Source organism: Bacillus sp. 522_BSPC, from assembly GCF_001076885.1.
GTDB classification, from domain to species: domain Bacteria; phylum Bacillota; class Bacilli; order Bacillales; family Cytobacillaceae; genus Niallia; species Niallia hominis.
This window is the reverse complement of sequence record NZ_JVDT01000066.1, coordinates 1-25,225: the sequence shown is the minus strand read 5'-3', so window position 1 is coordinate 25,225 and position 25,225 is coordinate 1. Positions and strand designations below refer to the sequence as shown.

Below are 25,225 nucleotides of genomic sequence, written 5' to 3'. Positions count from 1 at the left end.
TCTTTCAGTAAAAATAACAAAGGAGTATACCTAATCAGAATAGGTATACTCCTTTTAACATAGCAATTACTTATATCCACTAATTTCGTTACTCACTCTTCCTCGTCTGGATCATTAAAAACTTTTATCGTTTTAAAAGCCAAGTTCACTTTAAAATGAAGATTCCAATTACTACGAAGGACCTCTATCTCATGGTCTTGAACAGCAACACACAAAACAACATCTCCATCCCAATCCATTAATACATATTCATTTTGGTTTGAGAATAATTTATAGTCTTTATGTGCTATTAAATTCCAGCCAAAATTTAGCGTGTGGCTTTTATTAGACATTAAGATGCTCCTTTATTTTCCTTGTAAAGGAATTATTTCACTTCAACTGTCCAGCCGAATGGATCTTCTTGTCTTCCATTTTGGATATCAGTGATTATCTTATATAAATTCGATGCCAATTCTCCTGTTTCTCCATTATTTATGATTATTTTTTCTTCGTTCCAGAAGAATTCACCAATTGGAGAGATAACAGCAGCTGTTCCTGTACCGAATGCTTCTTCTAATTGACCGTTTTTATGGGCTTCAAAAATTTCAGCAATCGAAATTTTTCTTTCTGTAATAGGAATATTCCAATGCTGAAGAAGCTCCATAATACTTCTTCTTGTTACCCCCTCTAAAATGCTTCCATTTAACTGAGGTGTGACTACTTCTCCGTTTATTTTGAAGAATACGTTCATTGCGCCAACTTCTTCAATATATTTCTTTTCTACTCCATCTAACCAAAGAACTTGAGAGTAGCCTTTTTCATTAGCAATTTGTTGTGCTTTTAAGCTTGCTGCATAGTTACCAGCTGTTTTTGCTGACCCAGTACCACCTGCAACTGCACGTACATATTCATTTTCAACGAAGATTTTTACTGGTTTAACGCCTTCTTTATAATACGAACCTACTGGTGATAAAATGATCATAAATTTATAGCTAACAGATGCTGCTACACCTAAATAAGGCTGAGTAGATATAACGAAAGGTCTTATGTATAAAGAGGTTCCTTCTCCATTTGGAATCCATTCTCTATCGATATTAATTAATTGTTTTAAAGCATTTAAGGCAAACTCTTCATCTATTTCAGGTATACAAAGTCTGTCATTTGATTTATTTAAACGCTCCATATTTTTTTCTGGTCTAAATAAAAGGACTTTGCCTTCTTTCGTTAAATAAGCTTTTAACCCCTCGAAAACTGCTTGTCCGTAGTGGAAAATAACAGAAGCAGGATCTAAAGTAATCGGTTGGTATGGAAGAATTTGTGCATCATGCCATCCTTTATCGACTGAATAATCCATCATAAACATATGGTCAGTAAACACTTTACCAAATACTAATGTTGCTGGATCCGGTTTTGGTTTCTTTTCTTTTGCTAATGTTACAGTGATTGTTTGTTCTGTCACGTTCCATTCTCCTTATCATAAATATTATTTCTATTTATTATAACGCAAAGTTTCTATAGAGAAAGTAATTTTGATAAAAAGTTAGAAATTATTTTGCGTAGCTAAGGAAATGATAAGTAACTTTTTTGAAAAAATTTCCACAAATCATTTTATAGCTGTATTAAAAAAGCCAATAAAAAAACAACCAAATCTACATTATGTAAATTTGGCTGCACTATTAATTCCAATGCTTTGTATCATCTAAAAGTTCATCAATTTCTATGTCGATTAAATTCCATGAGGATATTTCCTGCTCTAAATCAGTTGTGTTTGTTAAAATTTCGTCAATGTCGGTTCTAATTAAATGCATGATTGCCTCCTTTAAAACCGTCTTAATTCTGTCTAGAGATTACGCCTAATATAATTTCCAAGCTGGAAACGGTTATATTTATTATAGCATTTACCCCTGTTTACATATAATAAACCTGCTTTACAAATTGATTACACCTTATAGACAAAATGATGAAATTCTTTATTACAACGAGAAATTATAAGAACATGTTATAATAATCAATACTATCTATTACAATGGATATAGTTTTAAGAGGAATTGAGCTATCTCTGTTTCTCTTTCGTTTAATTCGTTAGAAATTAGCTGTCTACCTTTAGTTTATCCATTTTCACTTGATTCATTCGTTATGCATGGTCTTCTCTTTGGTTATACTGGTTAGACAACTGGAGGTTATTCAAATGACAAAACTATTAAAATGGGTACTCACCCTTCTTATCATATATGCGGCATATAATTTCTTTATTAAAGAGAGGGAAGATACTGCGATAAATACGGTTTCTGAAGAAATAGAAAATAGTATTAATCAAGAATCTATTACTTCCTTTATTCAGACACTTACAAGAGAATTAAATGGCCTAAAGTCAATTTTTCAGGACGCACAGGACTTTCTCCCAGACTGGAATGTGGAGAAACATTCCGCAGATATTCCTAAACCTGTATTGGAAACACCAAAGGACTATCCATTTTCTATCTATAATATTTCCCTTGGAGATGAGCAACAAAAGGTTGAAAAGTCACTTGGCGCTCCGCAACGAGTAACGGAAAATGAATACGGAATTTCTTGGATTACTTATCATAACAATTATCATAACTTTGTAATGATAGGTTATGATGACAATAATAAAGTAGCGGCTCTATATACAAATCAGGATTTAATTGCTTCTAGTTACGGTATCAAAAAGGGAACGAAGAAAGAACAAGTGTTAGATACATTGGGTGAGCCTTTAACAGAGTTAAGAAAAGGACTGGTTTCTTATAAAATGGCTGAAGATCGTGATTATGAAATGTTTGCTCTCGAAGATTCCTATGTCACTGTTTTTTTTGATAAACATGAAAATAACACTGTTACCGCTCTTCAAATCATCAGCTCTTCCTTAGAAGATAATCGGAAAGATTTTTATGTGGATGGTACTGAGAATCTCAAAGAAGGCTTTGAATATCAATTATTTGATTTAACAAATGCAAGTAGAGTAAATAATAATTTAAATCCTTTAACATGGGATGAAGCAGTAAGAGAAACAGCCCGCAAACACAGTTTAGACATGGCAGAAAATAATTATTTCAGCCATACCAATCTTGAAGGCGAATCACCATTTGATCGGATGCTTAACGATGGAATACACTACAGTATGGCAGGCGAGAATTTAGCTTATGGCCAAAACAGCAGTGTTTTTGCACATGAAGGCTTAATGAATTCAATGGGGCATCGCGAAAATATCTTACAAAAGGATTTTGCATCCTTAGGCGTCGGAGTTGCCTTTAACAACGATGCTCAGCCATACTATACAGAGAATTTCCTTACAAAATGAGGATTGGACAAAAACTAAGTCGTACCATTGAGCTATAGACACTTAGCTTTCCTCTCCATCCACTTCGTTTTAAAAGCTATTTCCTAAAAATATTGATTTTCCTAGAAAAATCAATTAGTTGGAAAAAAGGAGCATCCTGAATTTGCATAAACTCCTGTAAGATCAGCAAGAGGCCCACGGAAAGCAAGTGTATTCAGGATGCTAGAATGATCAACAAACGTGCCTGAAACCGTCTTTTTTAACAATGATAAAAAATGCGAACAGCTATACTTTATTTAGTATAATCGTTCGCATTTATCACTTGCTAAATAATATGATTCCTACCTCATTTTGCGCAATTTTTCAGTTTCTGTTTTCTGTCTCAGGAAATTAATCAACTAGCTATTTACCATTTACCCTCTACTAAATAATTAAATTTCCAATCATCCATATTAAGAAAAAGCTAATCACAATGGATAAATTTGCAGCAGTGCCGACAAAGCGTTGGTTATATTTAAACTCTATGCTATATGGAAGCACACAAGATGCCATTGGTAAGATTAAACAGATTAATATTGTGTAGCGGAACATTTCTTCAGCTGGCCAAAGAAAAAAAGCGAGAAATCCTAATAAGAGACCGGTACCATACCTAATCCCAAGTACTCTTCCAATTCCTTTCCAATACTTCTTGTCAATCGAGAAATTCAAATAGATGCCAAGCAATAATAATGAAAGTGGCATATTTGCTTTCGAAATAGTACCCGTTACATCGATTATTTGATGAGGCAAGTGGATACCTGTAATATTAATGATGAAAATAAAAACATATGTCATCAATGGTATGGATTTTGAAAGCTGCCCTGCTACATGCTTTGCACTAAGTACTGTTCCTTCTTTCGAATAATAACTCCCAATTAAATAACTAATCCCAAAAGTAACGATAGCATTGCCAATATCAAACATGCCGAAATACTTGATTCCTTCCGTCCCCCAAATTCCTTGAACTAAAGGATATGCAAAAATGCCAATATTAAATCCAGGGATGAGCATTCCTAACATCCCTTTTTCCTTATTTTCTTCCTTTCGAAATAAAAAAAGTCCGAAAACACTAATGACTATTCCATAAAATAGGCCAAGGAAAACTAACAAAAGCAAGGAATTCTCAATAATAACATTATGTAAGGTAGAGATAATTAAACAAGGTAAAGTGATATTAAAGATAATCCGAGCTAATCCTTCTCCATCCTTTTCTTTAATAATATTTTTCTGTTTAAAGAAATAACCGATTGCGATGATAATAACCGAATACAAAAATTGGGTATTAAAATTTTCCATTCTCTAATTTCCCCTAACTATTAAGTTACAACTACTAATGAACCTACTATACTACTATTCGGATTGCTTTTAAAGGCTTAGTTTCGAAAAAAAGGATTGGATGCGTGACAAGACAAATAATCTTATCAAACGAATCTAATCCTTTTTAAATGGTTCTATTTAAAAGCTATTGCTTTCACTTACAGTATTATTTATTTCTTTCAATCTGCGAATATCAAGACGAATTAATAATGACACTGCCAGTGATACAATAAACATACAAGAAAATACAAGCAGTGTTCCTTGATAGCTACCTGTCGTATCACGAATCCATGATACGATGCTAGGACCAGCAACACCGGCAGCGGACCAAGCTGTAAGAATGTATCCGTGAATAGCGCCAAGTTGTTTTGTACCAAATAAGTCGCCAATATAGGCTGGTATAGAAGCAAATCCTCCACCGTAACAAGACATAATGATAAATATAATGATTGAAAAAGCAATGTAATGATGCAAATGAGGAAGAGCAAAGAATGCTACTACTTGTATTGCAAAAAATAATGTATATACATTTGGTCTTCCAATATAATCAGAAATAGCAGCCCAAGCAATTCTTCCTGCACCATTGAAAACGCCCATAATACCAACAAGTGTTGCAGCTCCAGCTACAGACATTCCTGCTAATTCTTGGCCCATTGGAGAGGCAACAGCGAGAATGGCAATCCCACATGTAATATTGATAAATAACATAATCCATAATGCCCAAAACCGTTTCGTTTTTACTGCTTCATTTGCTGTTAACTGTGACAAATCTTCTCTTACTTTCATGTGGCCAGCTTCCACAGATTGCTTAAACCCTTTTGGCATATATCCTTTTGGTGGTGCTTCTAAATATTGTGCGGAACAAAGAATAACAACAAAATATACTGCTGCAAGAATATAAAAGGTATTAGATATCCCAACCGAATTAATCAAATGATTCATTACCGGACTACTAATCATCGAAGCAAAGCCAAATCCCATTATCGCTAATCCTGTTGCTAAACCTCTACGATCCGGAAACCATTTAACCAATGTTGATACAGGAGTAATATAGCCAACACCTAAACCAATTCCGCCAAACATACCGTAAGTGATATAGAGTAATGGTAAAGATTCAATGCTTGTTGCAAATCCAGCACCAGCCATCCCTATCCCAAACATGAAGGCAGAAAGTCTGCCAGCAGCACGAGGACCATATTTTTCGACAAAGTGACCGAGAAAAGCTGCGGATAATCCTAAAAATAAGATAGCGATACTAAATGTCCATGAAATATTTGTTAAACTCCAGTTAAATTGAGCTTCAAGCGGCTTTGTAAAAACACTCCAAGCGTATACAGACCCGATTGAAATATGAATCCCAACTGCAGATAATGCAATTAACCAACGATTTTTTGTTTTCATATAAACCATACCCCTATTATATTATTTAGCGTTCTTAACTTTTAACAAAGCTGTTTTCCAAAAGATTGTTGTTTTTTTAATAGAAAATATGAATTAGTTGCCAAAATAGAGCAGCAAGAAATATACTTAGACTCCTGTGGGATTAGCGAGACAGTCCTAAGGCCCTGCAGGAGCGAAGCGACGAAGCGGCTAAAGCGCAAGGCCAACGGAATGTGAAGGGTATTCCGGCTGCGGGCGATAGCAACAAACTATGCGAAAACAGCCATTAACAATAATAGCTTTATTCACTATAAGAAATAGCAAGCGGTTCTGCCGCCTTTCTAACCCCATTTATCGCTAATTCAACCGTTTCATTTGTATGCAATACAACTGCCATTCTTCTTCCTTTTGTTGTTCTCGGCTTACCAAACACACGCACTTGGGTATTTTCGACCGACAATGCATCATTCAAACCAGTAATTAAGTAAGTTTCACTTTCTTTTGTTGCTTTTATAGTCTTGCTAGCACCAGCAGCATATAATTTTACACCAGTAATGGGATAACCAAGAATGGCTCTAACGTGCAAAGCAAATTCAGATAGGTCTTGGGTAATCATTGTAACCATCCCTGTATCATGAGGTCTTGGTGATACTTCACTGAAATATACGCCATTTGCTGTTAAAAATAATTCCACACCAAATAGTCCGTACCCTCCTAGACTATCTGTTATTTTCTTTGCTACCTCCTCTGCCTGTGCTAGTTGGTCAGCTGACATAAAATGAGGCTGCCATGATTCAATATAATCGCCATCCTTTTGTGTGTGACCAATCGGAGGGCAGTAGGTTGTGCCACTAACAGAACGGACTGTTAAAAGAGTTATCTCAGATTCAAAGGAAATAAATTCCTCTACAATGACACGAGTTTTCTTTCCTCTTCCGCCATCTACCGCTTCTTTCCAAGAGGATTCGATATCTTCCGCACTCTGGCAAATGCTTTGACCTTTGCCAGAGGAACTCATGACAGGCTTAATTACACATGGAAATCCAATCTTATGTACTGCTTCTTCCAGTTCTTTTATGTCATTTGCGAAGGCATATTTTGCTGTTGGTATTTTTAGTGTTTCGCTTGCCAATCTTCTAATCCCTTCACGATCCATCGTTAAATAAGTAGCGTTTGCGGTCGGAACTACCGTATAGCCCTCATTTTCTAAATCTAATAGAGTACTAGTCGCGATTGCCTCTATTTCAGGAACAATATAATCAGGCTTTTCTTTTTCGATAAGCCGTTTCAATTGGACACCATCTAGCATATCTACTGTATATGAACGATGTGCCACTTGGCTTGCTGGTGCGTTGTCATAGCGATCAACAGCGATTGTTTCCACTCCTAAGCGCTGTGCTTCAATAATGACCTCTTTCCCTAATTCCCCAGAACCTAATAACATGATTTTTCTTGCTTGTGAAGTATTTGGTGCTCCTACCACGATGCCAATCCCCCTAAACAAAATAATTATTCCTTTATTCTGCATAATAACGTAAAATCATCCTCTATTCAAGGGTTTTTTTCTCTAATTCCGAACAATTTTAGTTAGGTTGTATAAATAATTCGTATTTTCAACAAAAGTGAAATCGCTATATTTATGTAACTCATCCATTCTTTTTATGGACATACAAAAAAAAGCATCGGAATATTTCCAATGCTTTTTTTAGGTTGCTTTTCTTTTCTATGAAAATAATTACTCTCTACCTACACTTATAAAGTTTAATTGATTAAGTAGCAAATGGATTTATGTGGTCATTTTGTTGCTGTCAGAAAAATGAGAATAAATGAGTTCTCCCCTACTTATGGTCGCTTTTACTCTGCCTCTATATGTCTTTCCGATATAAGGGCTAATTTTATTTTTGTAATATAAATCTTCCTTTTTCAAGATAAACTTTTCATTTACATCCACTATTGCTATATCAGCATCATATCCTTTCAGAATGCTTCCTTTATTTGGATAGAGACCAAAGCGTCTTGCAGGATTAGTACTTGTAATTTTTGAAATCATTTCTAACGGAATTCCTCTTTGCCAATATCCTTCTTCTAGTAACACAGAAAGCGTTGTTTGACACCCTGAAATACCTCCCCATGCTTCGAGAAGATTTCCCATTTTCATAGAGGGCAAAGATGGGGAGTGATCAGAGCCAATTACATCAATCTCTCCCTTTCTTATAGCCTCCCAAAGATTATCTACTTCCTGCTTTGACCGTAATGGTGGTGCACATTTTGCAGCTGCTCCTAGCTTCTCTAAGTCATCCATTGTTAAAGATAAGTAGTGTGGACAGGTTTCCACACTTATATCAAGCCCTCTTCGTTTTGCTGCTAAAATTGGCTCTAGAACATCTGCGCTGCTGATATGAACAATATGCAGCCTACATTTCGTTGCCTCTGCATAAGCAATGATACGTTGGACTGCTTCTATTTCTGAAAAAATCGGTCGAGCATTCGAAAAAGCTAATGCTATATGGTCACTTTCCCTATTAATCTCCTTTCCTAAAAACTCTGTAATCGTATCACTTTCCGCATGGACAGCTAAAATACTATGTAATTCTGCTATTTTTTTCATCGCCTGTAAAAGTGTGCGATCATCAGCACTTTGAAAGTCATCGATTCCGCTATTGGACATAAACGCTTTAAAGCCAATTACTCCACATTGCAATAGCTTTTCTAGTTCATCTAGATTACCAGGTACAACTCCGCCCCATAACCGATAATCAATCACTGATTTTTCTTTGGCCAACCCATTCTTTAGATGAAATGCTTGTTCTGATGTTGTTGGTGGATGACTGTTTAACGGCATATCAAAGAATAATGTTGCGCCGCCAGCAGCTAAGCTTTTACTACCGGTTTCCAATCCTTCCCACTCACTTCTTCCTGGCTCATTAAAATGCACATGTGAATCAATAATACCAGGAAACAAATATAAGCCTTCTGCATCAATGATTTGTTTTGCTTTAGTTTCCTTGATATGTAATCCTATATCTACTATTTTCCCATCTTTTATCAAGACGTCTGCTTTTGATAATTTCTCCTCATTAACAATGATTCCATTTTTAATTACTAAATCAAATTCACTCAAAATGCTTCAGCTCCCTCGATATGTCTGATATCCCCAACCAGATAATAATAAAGGAATATGATAATGCTTTTGTGTTTCGTCTGTATAAAAACGAATAGGGATTGTCGTTAAAAAGTTGTTTTTCACTTCTAATCTTTGAAAGTATTCTTTTACAAAAAATACTAATTCATATTCTCCGTTATCCACTTTCTCTAATAATATAGTATCTACTCTGCCATCCTCATTGGTTATTCCCTTTGAAATAAAACTTCTAGCTGAATCTGTTAATTTCCATAATTCTACTTTTATTGATGCTCCTGGTTTTCCTTGTGTTACATCCAATACATGAGTTGTGATTCCAGTTTTCATATTTATGCACCTTGTCCTTTTGTCTCTAGTTTCACGATATCATTTAATCGGAATTTCGAAATGGCAAATATTTGCGTTAAGGCTGTTTGAAATTCTTGCTCTTTTGAATGATTTAATCTGTCCTTCATCGCTTTATAGATGCTGTCCTTTGTATGTCCCTTTACTGCTAATATAAATGGAAAGCCAAATTTTTCGGAATATGCTTTATTTAATGCTGCAAATTCCTGATATTCTTTTTCTGAAAGTGCATCAAGTCCAGCTCCTTTTTGCTCTTTTACGGATGAATCCGTCATTTTCAGCTTTCCTCCTAAATCAGGATGTGCTCGAATTAAGTCCAATTGATCTCCAATAGGAGCCTCTGTTACTGCCTGTACCATCAATTGGTAGAGTACTTGTAGACTGGGAAAGGGGTGATAATCCCATGTCTTATTGGCAATCCAAGGACTATACTCAAATACCCAACCGATTTTTTCTATAAACTCTTGTCGATTCATTCCATTGATTTCTTCTATCGAATACATATCCTCATTCCTTCCGTATAGGCTTGATTAATCTTTTTGTGTTAAAAGGTCGACTGCCCGTAAAATCCCTTCATAGCCTGTGCACCGACATAGATTACCAGATAATGCTGTTAGCACTTCTTTTTTAGTTGGTTGTTCCTTGTCATCAAGCAAAGCTTTTAAAGCTATAACCATACCTGGGGTACAATATCCACATTGAAGAGCCCCTGCCTGCAAAAATGCCTCTTGAATTGGATGAAGTTTCTCTTCTGCTAAACTTTCAATCGTAAAAATCTCTGCATCCTCTATTTGATATGCCATGATTAAACAGGAGTTCACCAATTTTCCATTCATAATGACAGAACATGCTCCACATCTTCCTACCTCACAAGCTATTTTCGTTCCTGTCAGAGATAAAGAATCTCGAACAATATCGACTAGACGAGACGTTGGAGAGAGTGATAGTTCTTGTTGTTTTCCGTTGACTTTAAAGCGTGTTACTCTTTCTATTACCTTTTTGCTTTCCATTACACTCCTCCTATTTCGTTAATATTCTATGTTAATCTCTTTCAAAATCATCTCTGATTGAACCGGCAGCTTATTCAGCCAAATTCCAGTAGCATCATGAATCGCGGAAACAATCGCTGGCGCAACTGCAACAGTACCAATTTCTCCTACTCCTCTTGGTCCATATATATCACCACTAACTAAGTCTTCCATTGCAAAAACATTGGTTTCTTTTGGAATATCTAATATAGTCGGAATCAAATAAGTATCAAGGTTTTCTGTCATATAGCGGCCATTTTCCATAACAGCGTCTTCCATAAGCGTAAAGCCTAATCCCATATTAGCACCGCCTTCAATCTGGCCTAAATAGCCCATCGGATTTACAACCGGGCCTGCTGAAATGACATGGTCCATTTTTACGACCTTTACTCTCCCTGTTAAAACTTCTACCTCAACTTCTACTGCTACACCTGCAAATGTATATAAAAAATGTCCTCCATCAATGGAATGGGGAGTAGTTGGAAAATGATAGCTAGTAGTAACAGATGGAAGCTCTTCAAGAGATGTTGCCAATTCTTTATAGGTCAATAACAGCTGGGCTTCCTTATTTTCTTCACTCAGCCAAATTCCTCTTTTGCCAAGGCTAAGATTCTTAATCGGTGCATTCGTTTGTTTTCCAGCAGCAGTAAGTATTTTTTCTATAAAAGGAGTTTTTAATTTATTTACACCTAGCCATACCATATTTGTCGCTCTAGATGCTGTCGATGATCCGGAATGAGGCACTTTTGCGGTATCTCCAATGATTATTTCTACATCATTTGTGTCACAGTTAAATGTTTCAGTCATGATCATATCAATTGTTGGAATTAATCCTTGCCCACATTCCTCAAAACCAAAGGAAACCTCTAATCTCCCCTCTTTATTTAGGGATATGCAAGCACCAGATGGGTCTGGTCTACCATAACCAAGTCCTCCCCCGTGCATTGTGATGCTATATCCCTTCCCTTTTAGCTTCCAGTCACTCAAAGATTGCCATTCTTCATTCTTTTGAAGAATGGGTGATTTGATGATTTCTGTAAGAACTGCATGTGCTCCGTCAGTAGGAACTATCGGCTGTTCAACAGGTCCGGGATCATCTGTTTGCCGCAAGTTTTTTATGCGCAATTCTGTTGAGGATATTCCGATTTTTTCTGCTAAGCGCTCTATCTGTGTTTCTAGGGCAAAGGTGATTTGATTTCCGCCAAATCCTCTAAATTCACCTGCCACACCGTTATTTGTATAAACAGAATAACCCTTTACATCTATATTCTCGATACGGTAGGGACCAGCACTATGCTCTACAGCAAAATCAAGTACAGCAGGACCTAATGTAGCATAAGCACCTGTGTCCGCAATGATTTTCACCTGATGTGCAAGTAGTTTTCCTGCTTTATTTGTTCCTGTTTTCATCTCAATTTTCATTGGATGCCTTTTTAAGCCAGCTTTTATAGAAACTCTTCTAGATTGATGAATCTTTACTGGTCGCTTCGTTTTTAAGGATAAGATACTAATATACGGCTGAATGTTCAGTTCATCCTTGCCTCCAAATGACCCTCCAATCGGACTTGAAATGATGCGGATTTTTTCAGGTTCCATCCCTAGAATTCTAGAAAGCTGTAATTGATCTTTAAAACCATGCTGCGTTGGAGCATATACAGTTATTCCGCCATCGTCATTTGGAACTGCTACCCCTCCTTCTGTTTCCATATATGTATGCATTTGCCTTGGTGTATGATATGTTTCTTCTATAAGGAATTCACACTCATTAAATATGTCCTCTATTGTCGTTTCTCCCTTTCTAAAAGCAGCCTTGTGAAGGAGATTACCATCTTTATGTAACTTTATAGAAGATTCCGTCAAAGCAATTTCCGGATCTGTAACAGGTTGTAACGGACTATACTTAACTTTAATTAAGGAGATTGCCTTTTCTGCAATTTCTTTTGTTTCGGCGGCCACTGCTGCAATAGCATCACCCACATACCTCACTCTGTCCTCACATAAGACTGGTTGATCTTGTATGACAATTCCGAAGCCATTTAAGCCTGGGACATCCTTATGTGTAATTACAGCTGCAACACCAGGAAGTAATTCAGCTTCTCCTGTATCAATCGATACAATTTTCGCATGTGGATGCTCACTTCTTAGCACTGTCCCATATAGCATTTGCGGAAAACTCATATCTGTTAGATACTTAAGTTCCCCAGTTACTTTAGGTGCACCATCTCGGCGAATTTTCCATCTTGCGCCTGCGCTAGTTATATCAAGAACCATAAAATTACTCCTTTCTTTGCTTTTTAACAAAATCTTTTATAGTTGCAAGAAATAGGTTTGCTGCAACTTTTTTACGATAGTCTGCTGTTACAAAGGGATCAGTATAGGATGAAAAATCATCTTGAATCTTTTTATATAAACATGACCAATCAATCTCTTTCATTCCTTTATTAAGCTCTTCTTCCGCTAAAGTAAGTCGACAAGGGAGATGTGCGCCTCCGCCTATTGATAGCTTTGCTTTTATGTTGTATTCTTCATACTCTAGATATCCTGCAACAGAAATAATAGCTGCAGTAAAGGTTTCTCGTCTGCCAATTTTTTTAAAGAAGGAGTAATTTTGTGCATTAATGATTGGAATAAAAATATTTGTTAATAATTCAGATGATGGAGGAGTTGGTTTTGCGAGCCATTTTCTTAAAGAAATCATCTTTTCCTGTTCGCCATTGTAAAAGGATAATTGTGCCTCTAAAACCAATAAAACCGGTATCGTATCTCCAATTTTGCTACAAATATTGCCACCGATTGTTCCTCTGTTACGCACTGCAGGAGCGGCTATCTTTTCACAAGCTTCTGCAAGAATAGAAGCATTATTTCGAACAAATGAGTTATTCAAGCAATCAGAGATGGTCATAGCTGCACCAATTCTCAAGTATAACTGTCCATCCAATTGGACTTCTTCTATTCCTTTTAATTCTGGCAATTTCTCTGTGCTTATTAGATGTTTTGGTTTTTCTACACCAGCTTCCCAATTAATTTGGAGAATAGTTCCACCAGAAATAATCGTATTATGTTGGACAATTAAATTCTGAATGTCAGATAAATTGTTAGGTATCTCGACTGAAGTTGGATACGTTTCGGCAGATATTTTCATCTTGTTCCCTCCTTGCTAGCGCTTTTTCATAATCGCTTTTTGTATCTATATCGATAAAATATATTTCTTCTGAAAATTCAATCTTTTTCCCTTGCAGTGCTCCATTGTTTAATAGTTTTCTAGCTCCCCAATCTCCTTTTAATGGTTTTATATTTTCATATACATTTGGATGGAATAAAATTGGAGGCATTATTACTCCATTATACATGCTTGCCACATATTCTTCTGGTGGTTTTAAATTGATTTTTACTAGTTTGCTTAACATATTTGCAGTCACAAACGGCTGATCTGCTAAGCATACAAGGATTTTATCAGACTTTCTTTCTACTGCAGCCGCAAATCCAGCCTTTAAAGAATAAGATTGCCCTAGATCAGCCTCTTTGCATCTAATAATTTCCCCTTTTTTTCCGAATAGTTGATTTTTATTTTCTAGAGATATCCAATCTAAAGTGTCATCTGGTTGAACAATGACTAAGGAATAATCAATAAAAGAAGCGGCTAATAATTCGGATAAAGCTGCATTACCAATCGTATTCTGCCCGAGGGTTAGCGATAATTTATGTTCTCCCATCCTACTGCTCTTCCCAGCAGCCAAATAGATCGCTGTAATCATTGCTTAACCATTGCTTCAGACTTTTTCGTATTTTTCAGCTGAATTAATTCCGCTACAATACTAATCGCAATTTCTTCCGGACTTTCTGAATGTATAGCCAAACCAACTGGATAACGAATCCAGTCTTTATCCTTTTTTCCAGCTAATAATCTTTCCGACCTTTTTTTGGATCCAAGGAGGCCTAAGTACTTTGTCTTTCTAGCTTGGAAGTAATCGACTATTTCTTGATCCTTCATAAAGCTATGCGTCATTGTAAGAACATAATCATTTTCTGTGGGGTTTATTGCTTCCATTACTTCCGTTGGCGAGCCAATAATATATTCTTTGGCATATGGAATATTCTCTTTCTTACAATAGCTTTGTCGCCAATCTGCTAAAATGACATAAAATCCTGCTTTACTAGCAAAATGCACAACGGGCTTTGCATCTGGTCCCGCTCCATATAGGATTAATTTGGGCTGAGGCTCGAATGATTGAGTGAATGAAATCATGTCACTAGGAGAGCATATGAATTCTGAGATAAAGGATGTTCCATTTGGATACTCCTTTTTTGCTTCAACACTTATCTTATTTTCCATCTGTTTATTTAATTGATTAAATTTTTTAATAAGTTCTACATTTTCGCCATTATTTAAATGGTGCTGTATTTTTTGAAAAATTTGTCTTGTTTCCATAGTAACCGGCTCTACCATAATATAAATTTTCCCATCACAGCCGACACCTTGCCCCCAAGATAAATCATCTTCAGAGCGTAAATCGTATTCCATCAGAAATGGTTCAGCATATTTTTGCATGTCAATCCTAGCAAGTAAATCCTCCTCAACACATCCACCGCTAAGCAAGCCTTTCTCCATACCTTTATCCGAAATAAACATCATTGTGCCTTCTTTACGATAGGCTGAACCTTCTACCTTAACGATTGTAGCCAAATACCCTTGATTCTTCTTATTACTGACAGAATCAATAACAGAATAATGATCGGAAGACATCGACATTCCTCCAATAGTAAGTTTTTTAATATCTCGGTGTTACTTTTTATCACATATCATGTTATTACATCATATTAATTGCTATATTTTTATATGTCATTGGATTAATTATATAATAAAAACAAATAAATTTAGTCGATTTAAACAAATTTTCTAAATTATTCGTTATTTGTATATTTTTATCCGTCCTTTTTCATAAACAATCTATTTTACTAGCTTAATATATTTACATTTTCTTCATTATCATCTATAATGCACGTATCTTGCATTAATATATTCTTCTTTTCGTCTTTCTTATTTATACTTTTTATTTAATTAAATGAGGTGGACTATGAATAAAGAAATCATTAAATTTATCAGAAAAAATTATGAAATGACCCAAAGAGACTTTGCCCGCGTTTTAAATTGTAGTTTCGCATTAATTGCCTTGGTGGAAGTCGGAAAACGAAGAGTTAGTAAAGATTTAGAAAATAAGATTAGGCAAACGTTTAATATTGACGATCAAGATATCGCCTCCATTACATCAATATTAACGGAAATAAGTAAAGGGCTCCCTCCTTTTATGTAATGATAGTAGAAGAAAATAGAAAGTATTTACAGATCCAAAACGTTTATTCCAAGTAGATGTTTTCTATTTTCTTCTATGTTTAAAACTAATTTTAGTCTGCACCCTTTTTCCTTCATCTAAATAGGATAAAGAAGGATGAAAGGAGGAGTAAAATGCCCATAAATGACCAAATCCCCCCGAACTCAAAGGTCTATCTTCCAAAACTTCCTGCAGAATCTTTAAATAATCAATCACATTTTCAACAAAATTATTTACAAGATTACTTATTAACTCAAAAACTTCAAAATGAATATTTAGCCACTTTAGTAACGAAATTTCAGGAAGAGTCTCTGGAAAAGCAGGAAAAGCATTTTAAGCAAATCAATGCAATTGATTCCAAATTGCAGTTAAATGATTCGGTAACTAAGGACCTATTAACAAAACTTGCTGTATTAGATGAGGATACAGCAAAAATTGAAGAGCAATTAGCTTCCCTTGTAACACTATCCAAAGAACAAAAAGAAATAATAAACGAAGAATCACTTCGCAACACTGCTTTATTTGACCAGTTAACATTTCAGGAACAAGACATTTCCTTAATTGCTAAGAAAATGGATGAATTTAATGATCTTGCTACTGATATGAAAACGAAATTGGATGAAACAGAGTCGAGCTATCATAACATATCGGAAAAGCTGGATATCCAAGAAATCTTTCACAAAACGATTATTGAAAACATCGAAGAAACAAATGGTAATGTAAATAGGCTGAGTCGACAAATAGAACATATGAAGGAAATTCTGTTTGAAAGGGTTCATTTTTTAGCCGAAAAAATTGAAAACAATGTGAAAAGCATTGCACAACCAATCCAACGCTTCTTTCTTCATTCAGAAAAGGATGAAACAATGAATAAATAAATACTATAAAGTTGTGTTTTCGTATTCAGACGACTTAATGAGCGTTTAAGGATGAGGCAAAAAAATTGTTAGCTATTGATGGTTGTTTAGCCACCAAATAAATTAATCCTCATTTCATTTTATGGTTTATATTTTTTAAGCGCCCACTATCTAGTGATGACTACGGCTAATAACAACTGAAAACAGTCATTAATAAGCTAATTAAAAAGCCAAACAATCACACGAAAGGATGATTGTTTGGCTTTTTTCTTTTGGCTGAATTAGTTATGCCCAGCATATTTTTAGTCAAGAATTTTTACAGATACTTGTTTTCTTCCCCAATTTAATGCTTCAGATGTGCTTGCGACATGGACATCGATTTTATTTCCTTTTATCGCACCGCCAGTATCACCAGCGATTGCTGTACCATACCCTTCAACATATACTTTAGAACCAAGTGGGATTACGTTAGGGTCAACGGATATAACCTTTTTATTGGGATTATCTTTTAAATTTATACCTGTAGCTGTTATACCAGAACAACCATTACAATCTGCTGTATAAGCGGTAGCAGTTACAGTAATTTCTTTTGAGCTTGCATCAGTATTTGTTTTTTCTGTCTTTTCAGCCTTTACCGTATTTACCGTATTCTTTGTCTTTACTGTATTGTTTACAGTTTGGGCAGCTGTTTTTGTTTCACTTTCCTTTGAAACTTTACTTTTTGAAACAATCAATACGTCACCTTTATGTATTGTATCGCTTTTAAGTTTATTCCAGCTCTTAATTTGTTCAACGGTTGTATTATATTTTTGAGAAATCTTCCAAAGATTATCTCCTGCTTTAACTTTATAATTCTTCACTTTTTGAAGTATTAATGTTTCGTTGACTTTGATGAGATCACTTTTTAAGTTATTCCATTTTTTTATATCTGTAACACTAACATTCTTCTTTTGTGAAATGGACCAAAGGGTATCTCCTTTTTCTACTTTGATTTCTTCCGCACCAACAAACGGAGCAGCTGTTGTCAGTAATGATGCACAAGTTACAATAGAAAAAATCTTTTTCATTTTTATACCTCCTCGAAAAAGCTCTAGTTGAGCTAACGGTATAATCTTAACATGAAAAAGCTCAAAAAAAAGAACAGGGAGTTGTTAATTCGATTACTTATATGACAATCAATTAACAATCACAATACGAATCGTCAGAATAATGAATTAATTAACCTCTGTTTGAATATAATATAATTTTTAATATTTTGTCTCTCACGGCTAACTGCCTATTATCGTAGTATGCATTGTCCCCTTCTAGCCACTTTTTCCTTTTTACCCACTGTTTATTTGCTTATTTACCTTGCTATTCTGTCCCAAATAGTTCCGAATGGTTTAACTTACAAAGAGCAGGTGATGGAAGACTATCCCTGCTCATGGATGTTTCGCATAATCTTAGTCTACTGCTGGTAAAGTGATATGGAAGCTTGTCCCTTTTCCTAGTTCGCTTTCTATATATACTTTGCCATTTAAATTTTCAATGATTTTAAAGCTTACCATTAAGCCTAGCCCGTTTCCGTCCTTTTTTGTCGTGAAAAATGGCTCGCCCAATTTCTTTAATTGTTCTTTTGACATACCAATCCCGCTATCTTTAATGACAATGCTAATGCTGTCATTCTCTTTTTTCACGATTATTTCGATGAAACCACCATTTGGCATTGCTTCTACAGCGTTTTTAATAAAATTCAAGAATACTTGCTTTAATTTATTCTCATCACATTCTACGAAAAAATTTGGATTTTCATAGGAGCGATGTAATTGAATTTTATTTTTCCGAAGCTGGTAATCTAAAATGGAAACGACATTATCCATGATTGGGAGTAATGGCTTCTTTTCTAATACAGAAACTGTCGGCTTCGATAAAAGCATAAATTCTTCTACTATTGAGTTTACCCTTTCGATCTCCTCTAAAATAATATCAAAGTATTCCTGTCTATCCTTTGCGGTTTCATCCATGCTTAGAAATTCAGCATACCCTTTAATAGATGTTAGTGGATTTCGAATTTCATGTGCAACGCCAGCAGCTAACTGCCCTACAGCTGCTAATTTATCTTGTCGATGAAGAATATCTTCCGTTCTCTTCTTTTCTGTTATATCATTTCTTATCGCTAAATATTGGTAAGGTTTATTGTTTTTATCTAAATAAGGGACAATGGTAGTATCTACCCAGTAATAAGAACCATCTTTTCTTTTATTTCTAATTTCCCCTTTCCAGATATCCCCTTTCCCAATTGTTTGCCAAACATTTCGGAAAAACTCTTTAGAATGGTACCCTGAATTTACGATACGGTGTGTTTTTCCAATTAGTTCCTCTCTGCTATAGCCAGATATCTCACAGAATTTTGAGTTGACATTTGTAATAATCCCTCGTTTGTCTGTAAATGCAATAATACTCGATTGCTCTAATGCATAAGTAATATCACTCACTTCACGGACAGACTCTTCCAATTGGTGCTGAACCTTTTTTTGCTCTGTTATGTCCCTACGAATGGCAACATATTGATAAGGAGTACCTTCTTTATTTAAAAACGGAACAATCACCGTATCCACCCAGTAATGAGTACCGTCCTTTGCTTTATTAAGCAGTTCTCCTTTCCAGATTTGTCCTTGCTTGATCGTATTCCATAATTCACGGAAGAATTCAGGTGAATGATGACCCGAATTAACCATGCGATGATTTTGACCAAGCAATTCTTCACGACTATATTTCGACACTTCTATAAATTTATCGTTTACATATGTAATAATGCCGTTATTATCAGTAAATGCCACAATCGCCGATTCATCCAGGGCATGCTGCATATCTCGCACATTAATCGCCCCAACATCTGTACGCTCACCAATCAATGTACTTGTTCCAATAAGTCCGCCTAAAACTAGCACAGAGATAAATAATGCAATGTAAATGATAAAACTGCTTTCATAGGAATCCTTTGCAATGGCAACTTCTGGTGCGCTAATATTAGTTAACAGGATAAAATGGCTGATTAAACAAACACCTGTCATTAATAAGCTACATAATGGTCGTATCCACTTTTTTAAGTAAACAGAAAGCTGTACTGGGTAAAAAGAAAGCCAAATGGAGATAAAAAAGCCAACATACAATAAAATAAAACTTACTAATAATTGTGGAAGTTGATAATACACTTTACTGCCAATGGAATAAAAACCAATAATAGAAACCGATAATATAGATAAGCTAAAAAAGAATGCAGATACATAAATTCTTCTTTTCTTTTTCTCCTTATCTAATAACGCATAAAACGCCATCCCGCTAAAACAAATACCGACTACCATCGATAAGATAGTAATAGGAATATTATAGTTGGCAGTGGCATATACGTTCTTAATCATCATGTCAATAAAACTTAATATCCAAAATCCAAACCCAATCGTAAACGTGCTTGCTAAAAATAAAAATCTACTATTTTTCTCCCCATTTTTCACTAGTTGAAATAAGTCAAAGGAAGAATAGCATGCCATATAGACGATTAGGATACTAATAAAAATCAATATGGAGTTATACAACAAAAAATCCTCCTAATCTATACCAAAAAATAATACACCCCTAAAGTAGGATAATAGGCTACTTCAGGATTGCATTCTATTTGATTGTAAATCAAATAAAACAGATAAGAAAGTACTTTTCTACAAATCATTCACAATTTAGTCACAATAATGACTATATGGTATTCTTTTAATATTATACTAGGATTATTGGATGGTCAGATTATTAATAGAGGGAGCAATAATTAGCTTCTATCAAATCTATTTATTATTATCTTTGAATAGAAATATGGGGGTTTAACAAACTGCAATCAGTGGGGAATTACCAGCACTGATTGCAAGTTACAACAATCGATAGTTTAGAGATTAATTACTGATTTGAGGAAGCTCTCTCATTTCCACCGATGTTTGATCTCCGCACAATGGACAAAGAAGATCATCTGTAGCAAAATCCTTTCTCATCCAGCCATTGCATGAATTACATGCATATACTTCCATACTCATCAAGACTTCTTCTGGTTTTTCTTCTGCACCTTTCCGATTAAAAAACATGTGAGTGCCCCCTTTTTTCTTTATTATTGCCACTACTTCCATTATTTATGTATTAATAGATATTTTTGTCGTTTAAACAGCACTAATAGATGCTTTCATTTATTGTATAACATGTTCCGAGCATAACGCTTTGAAACTATTTATCAAAATACGGAATGGAAATGTAATTTTCAAGTGGCAAATATGCTTGCTTATTTGCCAAGCTCCCCCATATTCCTTATTCACAAATAAAATATTGCTTTAACTTAACTAGACACAAATTTCTATCAACTCTATTTTTAAAGCTAACAACTATGATAAAATAAGGGAAAACGATGATAAAAGGAGTCGCAGATGTCAGTAAAGTTGTATTATTCCATGCCCTATGAAACAAAATGGTCAACCCAAATAGAAGAAGTAATTGAAACAGAAAATAAATTTTTTGTGATTTTAAAAGAAACTGCTTTTTATCCAGAAGGAGGTGGCCAGCCAGCAGACACTGGTACAATAGATGGCATTGATGTGTTAGATGTTCAGATTAAAAACGAGCAAATTTATCACCTCGTTGAAAGAAAACCAGTAAATACGCATGTAGAATGTGAATTAAATTGGAATAGAAGATTTGACCATATGCAACAGCATACGGCACAGCATCTTTTATCCGCTGTACTAGAAGAACAATACAATATTCCGACAGTTAGCTTTCATTTAGGGAAGGATTATACGACGATTGATGTCGATACACCTGAATTAAATACAGAGCAAATAGATAAGATTGAGCATATTTGTAATACATATATCATGAAAAATCTAGAAATCAAAACATATTTTACTACACATGAAGATGTGAATAAATTCCCTTTAAGAAAGCTTCCAAAAGTAACAGGGGCTATAAGAATCGTTGAAATAGCTAGAATTGATTTTTCTGCCTGTGCTGGGACACATGTACAAAGAACAGGTGAATTAAGCAACTTTAAAATAGTGAAGACAGAAAAACATCGGGGTCAGACGAGAGTGTTCTTCCTAAGTGGATGGAGAGCCATTGATGACTATCAAACTTCCCATTCGATATTAGATGATTTAAGCAACCATTTTAAAACGAATAAGCAGCAACTTCAAGATCGTATCAGTAAGCTAGAATTAGAGAAAAAAGCTGTCAATCGAGAATTAGAAACACTTAAAGCAGAAAATAATGCATTTCATGCAGAACAAATTCTTGCAGAACATAACGAAAAAGTTATCTCCCTTAAGTTTGAAGAGAAAACAATGAAGGACTTATCAACACTAGCTAAATATATATTACAAAAATCTAGTCTTGTCATTCTTTTCAGCTCAGAAATTGACAAAAAACTTCTACTACAGCATAATGGGGAGTTTCCCTTTCATTGCGGGAAGCTTCTTCGGGAAACTATCCAAGAATTCGAAGGCAAAGGTGGCGGAAACGAAATCTTAGCACAAGCTACTTTCCCTTCCGTTCAGCAATTACAAGCCTGTTTAAAAAAATTAAATGTAACCTTATTAAACACCTTATAAATAAAAAAGTCGATGACAATTAGTGAATTTGTCATCGACTTTTTTCAATTAATGTAAAATCTGTTGCTTGCGACTTTCAAGCATGATGGCCACTTTAATCATAAAATAGCTAATCTCTTCTGGTAGTTCTTCTTTAATCGGTTTTAGTTTTTCCGTCCCAACTTTCCGCATAACATCAACAATCTTCATTTGATCTTCTGGCTTAAGAAAATGAGTCCAATCAACCTCCAACTCTTCTTCCCCACATCGAAGTAAATGATTTTCTACTGTTTGCATATTTAAATCTCTTTCTTTTGCAATTTGCTTTAATGATAATCCACTATTCCATAATTCTAGCGTTACTAAGTGGGAATTTCCCACGCTTTTTTTGGTTTGTTTTTCCCTTTTTCCTAACAATGATTGATCGCTTTTTACTGCAGTAGTAAAATCAGGATGATCGTTTTTAAACTTTTTGATATGTTCTATCATCATATCTCCATATTTTTGCAGTTTATGATCGCCAATTCCTTTTATTTCACTAAACTCCTCCTGTGTTACAGGCATTGTCATTGATATATTCCTTAACGTTTGGTCAGAAAAAACAACAAAAGGAGGAACGTTTTCTGCTTCAGCAAGCTGTTTTCTTATACCTCTAAGATACTCAAACAATGCGTTATTTTCAGATACTTTCACTGTGACGACTTGTTCTTTTCTTTCGACTGTTAATCTACCTAAAAGTACCTCTTTTCCCTTTTTGGAAACCTTTAATATTGGCATTGCACCTGAACTTACATCAATATATTGTTCAGAAATTAAGAATTCAATAAAATCACTGATTTCCTTTGCGGATTGTTCCTTCATCAGTCCGTACGTTTTTATACGATCTAAATGAAAATCCATTAATTTCTTATTTTTAGAACCAGTCAATACTTGGGCAATCATTGTCTTTCCAAATCGCTCTCCCATTCTAATCATGCAAGACAGCACCTTTTGGGTATCGACTGTTACGTCAATAACATTTCGTTCATCCGTACAGTTAGAACATTGCCCACACTTTTCCGTATGCTCTTCCCCAAAATAATGTAAAATATATTCTTGCAAGCAATCTTCGGTATGACAAAAATTAATTATAGATTGTAGTTTATCGATGTCTTGCTTTTGTTTATCCGCATCATGTATCGTTTGATCAATCAAGAATCTTTGGATGCGAATATCTTGTGCAGAATATAATAATATGCACTTACTCGGCAATCCGTCACGCCCCGCTCTTCCTGCCTCTTGATAATATCCCTCCATGTTTTTGGGAAGCTGATAATGAATAACATATCTTATATTACTTTTATCAATGCCCATCCCAAAGGCATTTGTCGCAATCATAATCGATACATCATCTTTTATAAATGCTTGCTGCTCCGTTTCCCTTTGTAAATCACTCATCCCTCCATGATATTTCGAAACAGAATATCCCTTTTTCAATAAACGGTCATAGAGCTTTTCTACCTCTTGTCTTGTTGAAGCATAGATAATGCCAGACTCCTCTCTATTTTTCTTTAGGAAGGATTCAAGAAATTTCCCTTTGTCTTGGCCTTTTATAATCGAAAAGGACAAGTTATCACGGGCAAAGCCTGTCTTAACAGTATTTTCCCATGGTATATTTAATAATTGGCATATATCTTCATGAACTTTAGGAGTTGCTGTAGCTGTTAGCGCTGCTACAAGTGGCATTTCAGATAATTTATTGATCATGTGTCCAATTTTTGCATAGCTTGGTCGAAAATCATGGCCCCATTGTGAAATACAGTGCGCTTCATCCACTGCAATAAATGAAATGGTAACTTCTTTTAATATATCCATAAAATAATCTGCTTCTAGTCGTTCTGGTGCAATATATAGTAATTTATAATGTCCATTTTTTATATTATAAACTCTTTCCTGCACTTCTTCATTATGTAACGTACTATTGATGAAAGTAGCGGGAATACCAACTTCCGTTAGTGCATCTACCTGATCTTTCATTAAAGAAATCAATGGCGATATAACAACCGTTAATCCTGGGAAAAGCATTGCAGGTATTTGATAACATATGGATTTACCTCCACCAGTTGGCATTATCCCTACAACGTTCTCCTTATTTAATAAAAGCTGAATAATTTCATCCTGTCCTTTTCTAAAATCATCATATCCAAAGTATTCTTTTAGAATACTACGGGCTTTATTCATCATCATATAAAACTCCCCACTTTTTCCGAACATTTCTTTAAAACATTGTATCATTAATCGAACTAATTTTGAATGAATCAATTGGGATTATGGGCTTGTCCAGCATTACTTACAAAGACATGTATCTTTATAAATTGGAGGTTTTTTGTTAATAGGCAGCCTGAGAGTATCTTACATGCTCAAACTCAGACTGCCATGTATCCAATTATTTTGCTTCTAAAATCTTAAGAAAGCTACTATTTTCCTTTCTTATAGCCAAGCTGCTCCAACGATGATTAATAGAATGAATAAGACAACGATTAATACAAATCCATTACCAAAACCACCACAAGATGCTACTGGAGCTGCCATAGGTGCAGCATACCCACATCCACAAGAATTATAATCATAACCACCAAAACCGTAACTCATTTATAAAACACTCCTTTTTCTATCTTTCTTAGTATCCAAAACCAACGTAACTAGAACCTACAATTATTAATAAAATGAATAGCACTACTAGTAGAGCAAATCCTCCACCAAAACCAGCTACTGGGCCACCACTCATTTATTCCACCTCCCTCATACACATAAGCATCATATGAGTCTAGAGATTGTCCTGTTTGGGCGCTCGCAAAAAAAATATAATATACTTGTTTATTATGTAGGAAGAGGCTGGGACAAAACTAAATAACCAATCTTTAAAGACGAACA

Annotated in this window: 24 protein-coding genes; 4 read left to right on the top strand and 20 right to left on the bottom strand. The window is 35.1% G+C overall.

Annotation, left to right across the window (positions count from 1 at the left end; all coding sequences use genetic code 11):
- Positions 1–92 precede the first annotated feature (92 nt).
- The 3 genes from ADJ83_RS04930 to ADJ83_RS26460 form a co-directional block, all read right to left on the bottom strand.
- The gene (locus ADJ83_RS04930) at positions 93–332 is read right to left on the bottom strand and encodes a hypothetical protein (protein ID WP_031536529.1); all 240 of its coding nucleotides are present in this window, start codon (positions 330–332) and stop codon (positions 93–95) included.
- A gap of 32 nt (positions 333–364) precedes the next feature.
- Positions 365–1,438 (bottom strand): branched-chain amino acid aminotransferase, encoded by a 1,074-nt coding sequence (locus ADJ83_RS04925; RefSeq protein WP_031536530.1) that lies wholly within the window; start codon positions 1,436–1,438, stop codon positions 365–367.
- Between the two features lie 217 nt (positions 1,439–1,655).
- Positions 1,656–1,787, bottom strand: coding sequence for a hypothetical protein (locus tag ADJ83_RS26460; protein ID WP_268817856.1), 132 nt, complete (start codon positions 1,785–1,787; stop codon positions 1,656–1,658).
- A 380-nt stretch (positions 1,788–2,167) separates the two neighbouring features.
- Between ADJ83_RS26460 and ADJ83_RS04920 the strand changes: the two genes are divergently transcribed.
- Complete coding sequence (locus ADJ83_RS04920) at positions 2,168–3,298, top strand: CAP-associated domain-containing protein (protein WP_031536531.1); 1,131 nt, start codon at positions 2,168–2,170, stop codon at positions 3,296–3,298.
- A gap of 402 nt (positions 3,299–3,700) precedes the next feature.
- On the opposite strand, the gene ADJ83_RS04915 is transcribed toward ADJ83_RS04920, so the two are convergent.
- The 11 genes from ADJ83_RS04915 to ADJ83_RS04865 form a co-directional block, all read right to left on the bottom strand.
- Positions 3,701–4,612 carry an AEC family transporter gene (locus tag ADJ83_RS04915; RefSeq protein WP_031536532.1) on the bottom strand — a complete coding sequence of 304 codons (912 nt, stop codon included), beginning with the start codon at positions 4,610–4,612 and terminating at the stop codon, positions 3,701–3,703.
- Between the two features lie 159 nt (positions 4,613–4,771).
- Positions 4,772–6,034, bottom strand: a complete 1,263-nt coding sequence (locus ADJ83_RS04910) for an L-lactate MFS transporter (protein WP_031536534.1) — start codon at positions 6,032–6,034, stop codon at positions 4,772–4,774.
- Positions 6,035–6,314: 280 nt separating this feature from the next.
- The gene (gene purT / locus ADJ83_RS04905; RefSeq protein WP_031536535.1) at positions 6,315–7,496 is read right to left on the bottom strand and encodes a formate-dependent phosphoribosylglycinamide formyltransferase; all 1,182 of its coding nucleotides are present in this window, start codon (positions 7,494–7,496) and stop codon (positions 6,315–6,317) included.
- Positions 7,497–7,799: 303 nt separating this feature from the next.
- Entirely contained in the window at positions 7,800–9,134 is a 1,335-nt protein-coding gene (locus tag ADJ83_RS04900; protein WP_031536536.1) for an allantoinase, read from the bottom strand.
- 6 nt (positions 9,135–9,140) lie between these two features.
- Complete coding sequence (gene uraH, locus ADJ83_RS04895; protein ID WP_031536537.1) at positions 9,141–9,482, bottom strand: hydroxyisourate hydrolase; 342 nt, start codon at positions 9,480–9,482, stop codon at positions 9,141–9,143.
- A 2-nt stretch (positions 9,483–9,484) separates the two neighbouring features.
- A complete protein-coding gene (gene uraD, locus ADJ83_RS04890; RefSeq protein WP_031536539.1) occupies positions 9,485–10,003 on the bottom strand; it encodes a 2-oxo-4-hydroxy-4-carboxy-5-ureidoimidazoline decarboxylase in 519 nt (172 codons plus the stop codon).
- A 27-nt stretch (positions 10,004–10,030) separates the two neighbouring features.
- Positions 10,031–10,510, bottom strand: coding sequence for a (2Fe-2S)-binding protein (locus ADJ83_RS04885; RefSeq protein ID WP_031536540.1), 480 nt, complete (start codon positions 10,508–10,510; stop codon positions 10,031–10,033).
- Between the two features lie 18 nt (positions 10,511–10,528).
- Positions 10,529–12,799 carry a xanthine dehydrogenase subunit D gene (gene pucD / locus ADJ83_RS04880; RefSeq protein ID WP_031536541.1) on the bottom strand — a complete coding sequence of 757 codons (2,271 nt, stop codon included), beginning with the start codon at positions 12,797–12,799 and terminating at the stop codon, positions 10,529–10,531.
- A 4-nt stretch (positions 12,800–12,803) separates the two neighbouring features.
- Positions 12,804–13,670 (bottom strand): FAD binding domain-containing protein, encoded by an 867-nt coding sequence (locus ADJ83_RS04875; protein ID WP_031536543.1) that lies wholly within the window; start codon positions 13,668–13,670, stop codon positions 12,804–12,806.
- Positions 13,624–14,283 (bottom strand): NTP transferase domain-containing protein, encoded by a 660-nt coding sequence (locus ADJ83_RS04870; RefSeq protein ID WP_065429054.1) that lies wholly within the window; start codon positions 14,281–14,283, stop codon positions 13,624–13,626. Before ADJ83_RS04870 ends, ADJ83_RS04875 begins: the two co-directional genes overlap by 47 nt.
- Positions 14,280–15,272 carry an XdhC family protein gene (locus ADJ83_RS04865; RefSeq protein WP_031536545.1) on the bottom strand — a complete coding sequence of 331 codons (993 nt, stop codon included), beginning with the start codon at positions 15,270–15,272 and terminating at the stop codon, positions 14,280–14,282. The genes ADJ83_RS04870 and ADJ83_RS04865 overlap by 4 nt, the downstream gene beginning before the upstream one ends.
- Before the next feature lie 331 nt (positions 15,273–15,603).
- Here ADJ83_RS04865 and ADJ83_RS04860 point away from each other — a divergent pair, with 331 nt between their 5' ends.
- Complete coding sequence (locus ADJ83_RS04860; RefSeq protein ID WP_031536547.1) at positions 15,604–15,840, top strand: helix-turn-helix transcriptional regulator; 237 nt, start codon at positions 15,604–15,606, stop codon at positions 15,838–15,840.
- Positions 15,841–15,992: 152 nt separating this feature from the next.
- Positions 15,993–16,736, top strand: a complete 744-nt coding sequence (locus tag ADJ83_RS04855) for a hypothetical protein (protein WP_031536548.1) — start codon at positions 15,993–15,995, stop codon at positions 16,734–16,736.
- A gap of 281 nt (positions 16,737–17,017) precedes the next feature.
- Here the strand turns inward: ADJ83_RS04855 and ADJ83_RS04850 are convergent, their stop codons facing one another.
- From ADJ83_RS04850 to ADJ83_RS04840, 3 genes are all read right to left on the bottom strand, one after another.
- Positions 17,018–17,782 carry a 3D domain-containing protein gene (locus tag ADJ83_RS04850; RefSeq protein ID WP_031536549.1) on the bottom strand — a complete coding sequence of 255 codons (765 nt, stop codon included), beginning with the start codon at positions 17,780–17,782 and terminating at the stop codon, positions 17,018–17,020.
- Positions 17,783–18,157: 375 nt separating this feature from the next.
- The gene (locus ADJ83_RS04845; protein WP_231512527.1) at positions 18,158–20,290 is read right to left on the bottom strand and encodes a PAS domain S-box protein; all 2,133 of its coding nucleotides are present in this window, start codon (positions 20,288–20,290) and stop codon (positions 18,158–18,160) included.
- Between the two features lie 345 nt (positions 20,291–20,635).
- Complete coding sequence (locus ADJ83_RS04840; protein ID WP_031536551.1) at positions 20,636–20,821, bottom strand: cold-inducible protein YdjO-related protein; 186 nt, start codon at positions 20,819–20,821, stop codon at positions 20,636–20,638.
- 333 nt (positions 20,822–21,154) lie between these two features.
- Between ADJ83_RS04840 and ADJ83_RS04835 the strand changes: the two genes are divergently transcribed.
- Positions 21,155–22,333 (top strand): alanyl-tRNA editing protein, encoded by a 1,179-nt coding sequence (locus tag ADJ83_RS04835; RefSeq protein WP_048717118.1) that lies wholly within the window; start codon positions 21,155–21,157, stop codon positions 22,331–22,333.
- Positions 22,334–22,381: 48 nt separating this feature from the next.
- On the opposite strand, the gene recQ is transcribed toward ADJ83_RS04835, so the two are convergent.
- From recQ to ADJ83_RS24740, 3 genes are all read right to left on the bottom strand, one after another.
- The gene (gene recQ / locus ADJ83_RS04830) at positions 22,382–24,535 is read right to left on the bottom strand and encodes a DNA helicase RecQ (RefSeq protein ID WP_031536553.1); all 2,154 of its coding nucleotides are present in this window, start codon (positions 24,533–24,535) and stop codon (positions 22,382–22,384) included.
- A gap of 246 nt (positions 24,536–24,781) precedes the next feature.
- On the bottom strand, positions 24,782–24,883 hold the full coding sequence (locus ADJ83_RS25800; RefSeq protein ID WP_192840926.1) for a YjcZ family sporulation protein: 102 nt from the start codon (positions 24,881–24,883) through the stop codon (positions 24,782–24,784).
- An 88-nt stretch (positions 24,884–24,971) separates the two neighbouring features.
- Positions 24,972–25,079 carry a YjcZ family sporulation protein gene (locus ADJ83_RS24740; protein WP_081836584.1) on the bottom strand — a complete coding sequence of 36 codons (108 nt, stop codon included), beginning with the start codon at positions 25,077–25,079 and terminating at the stop codon, positions 24,972–24,974.
- Positions 25,080–25,225 lie beyond the last annotated feature (146 nt).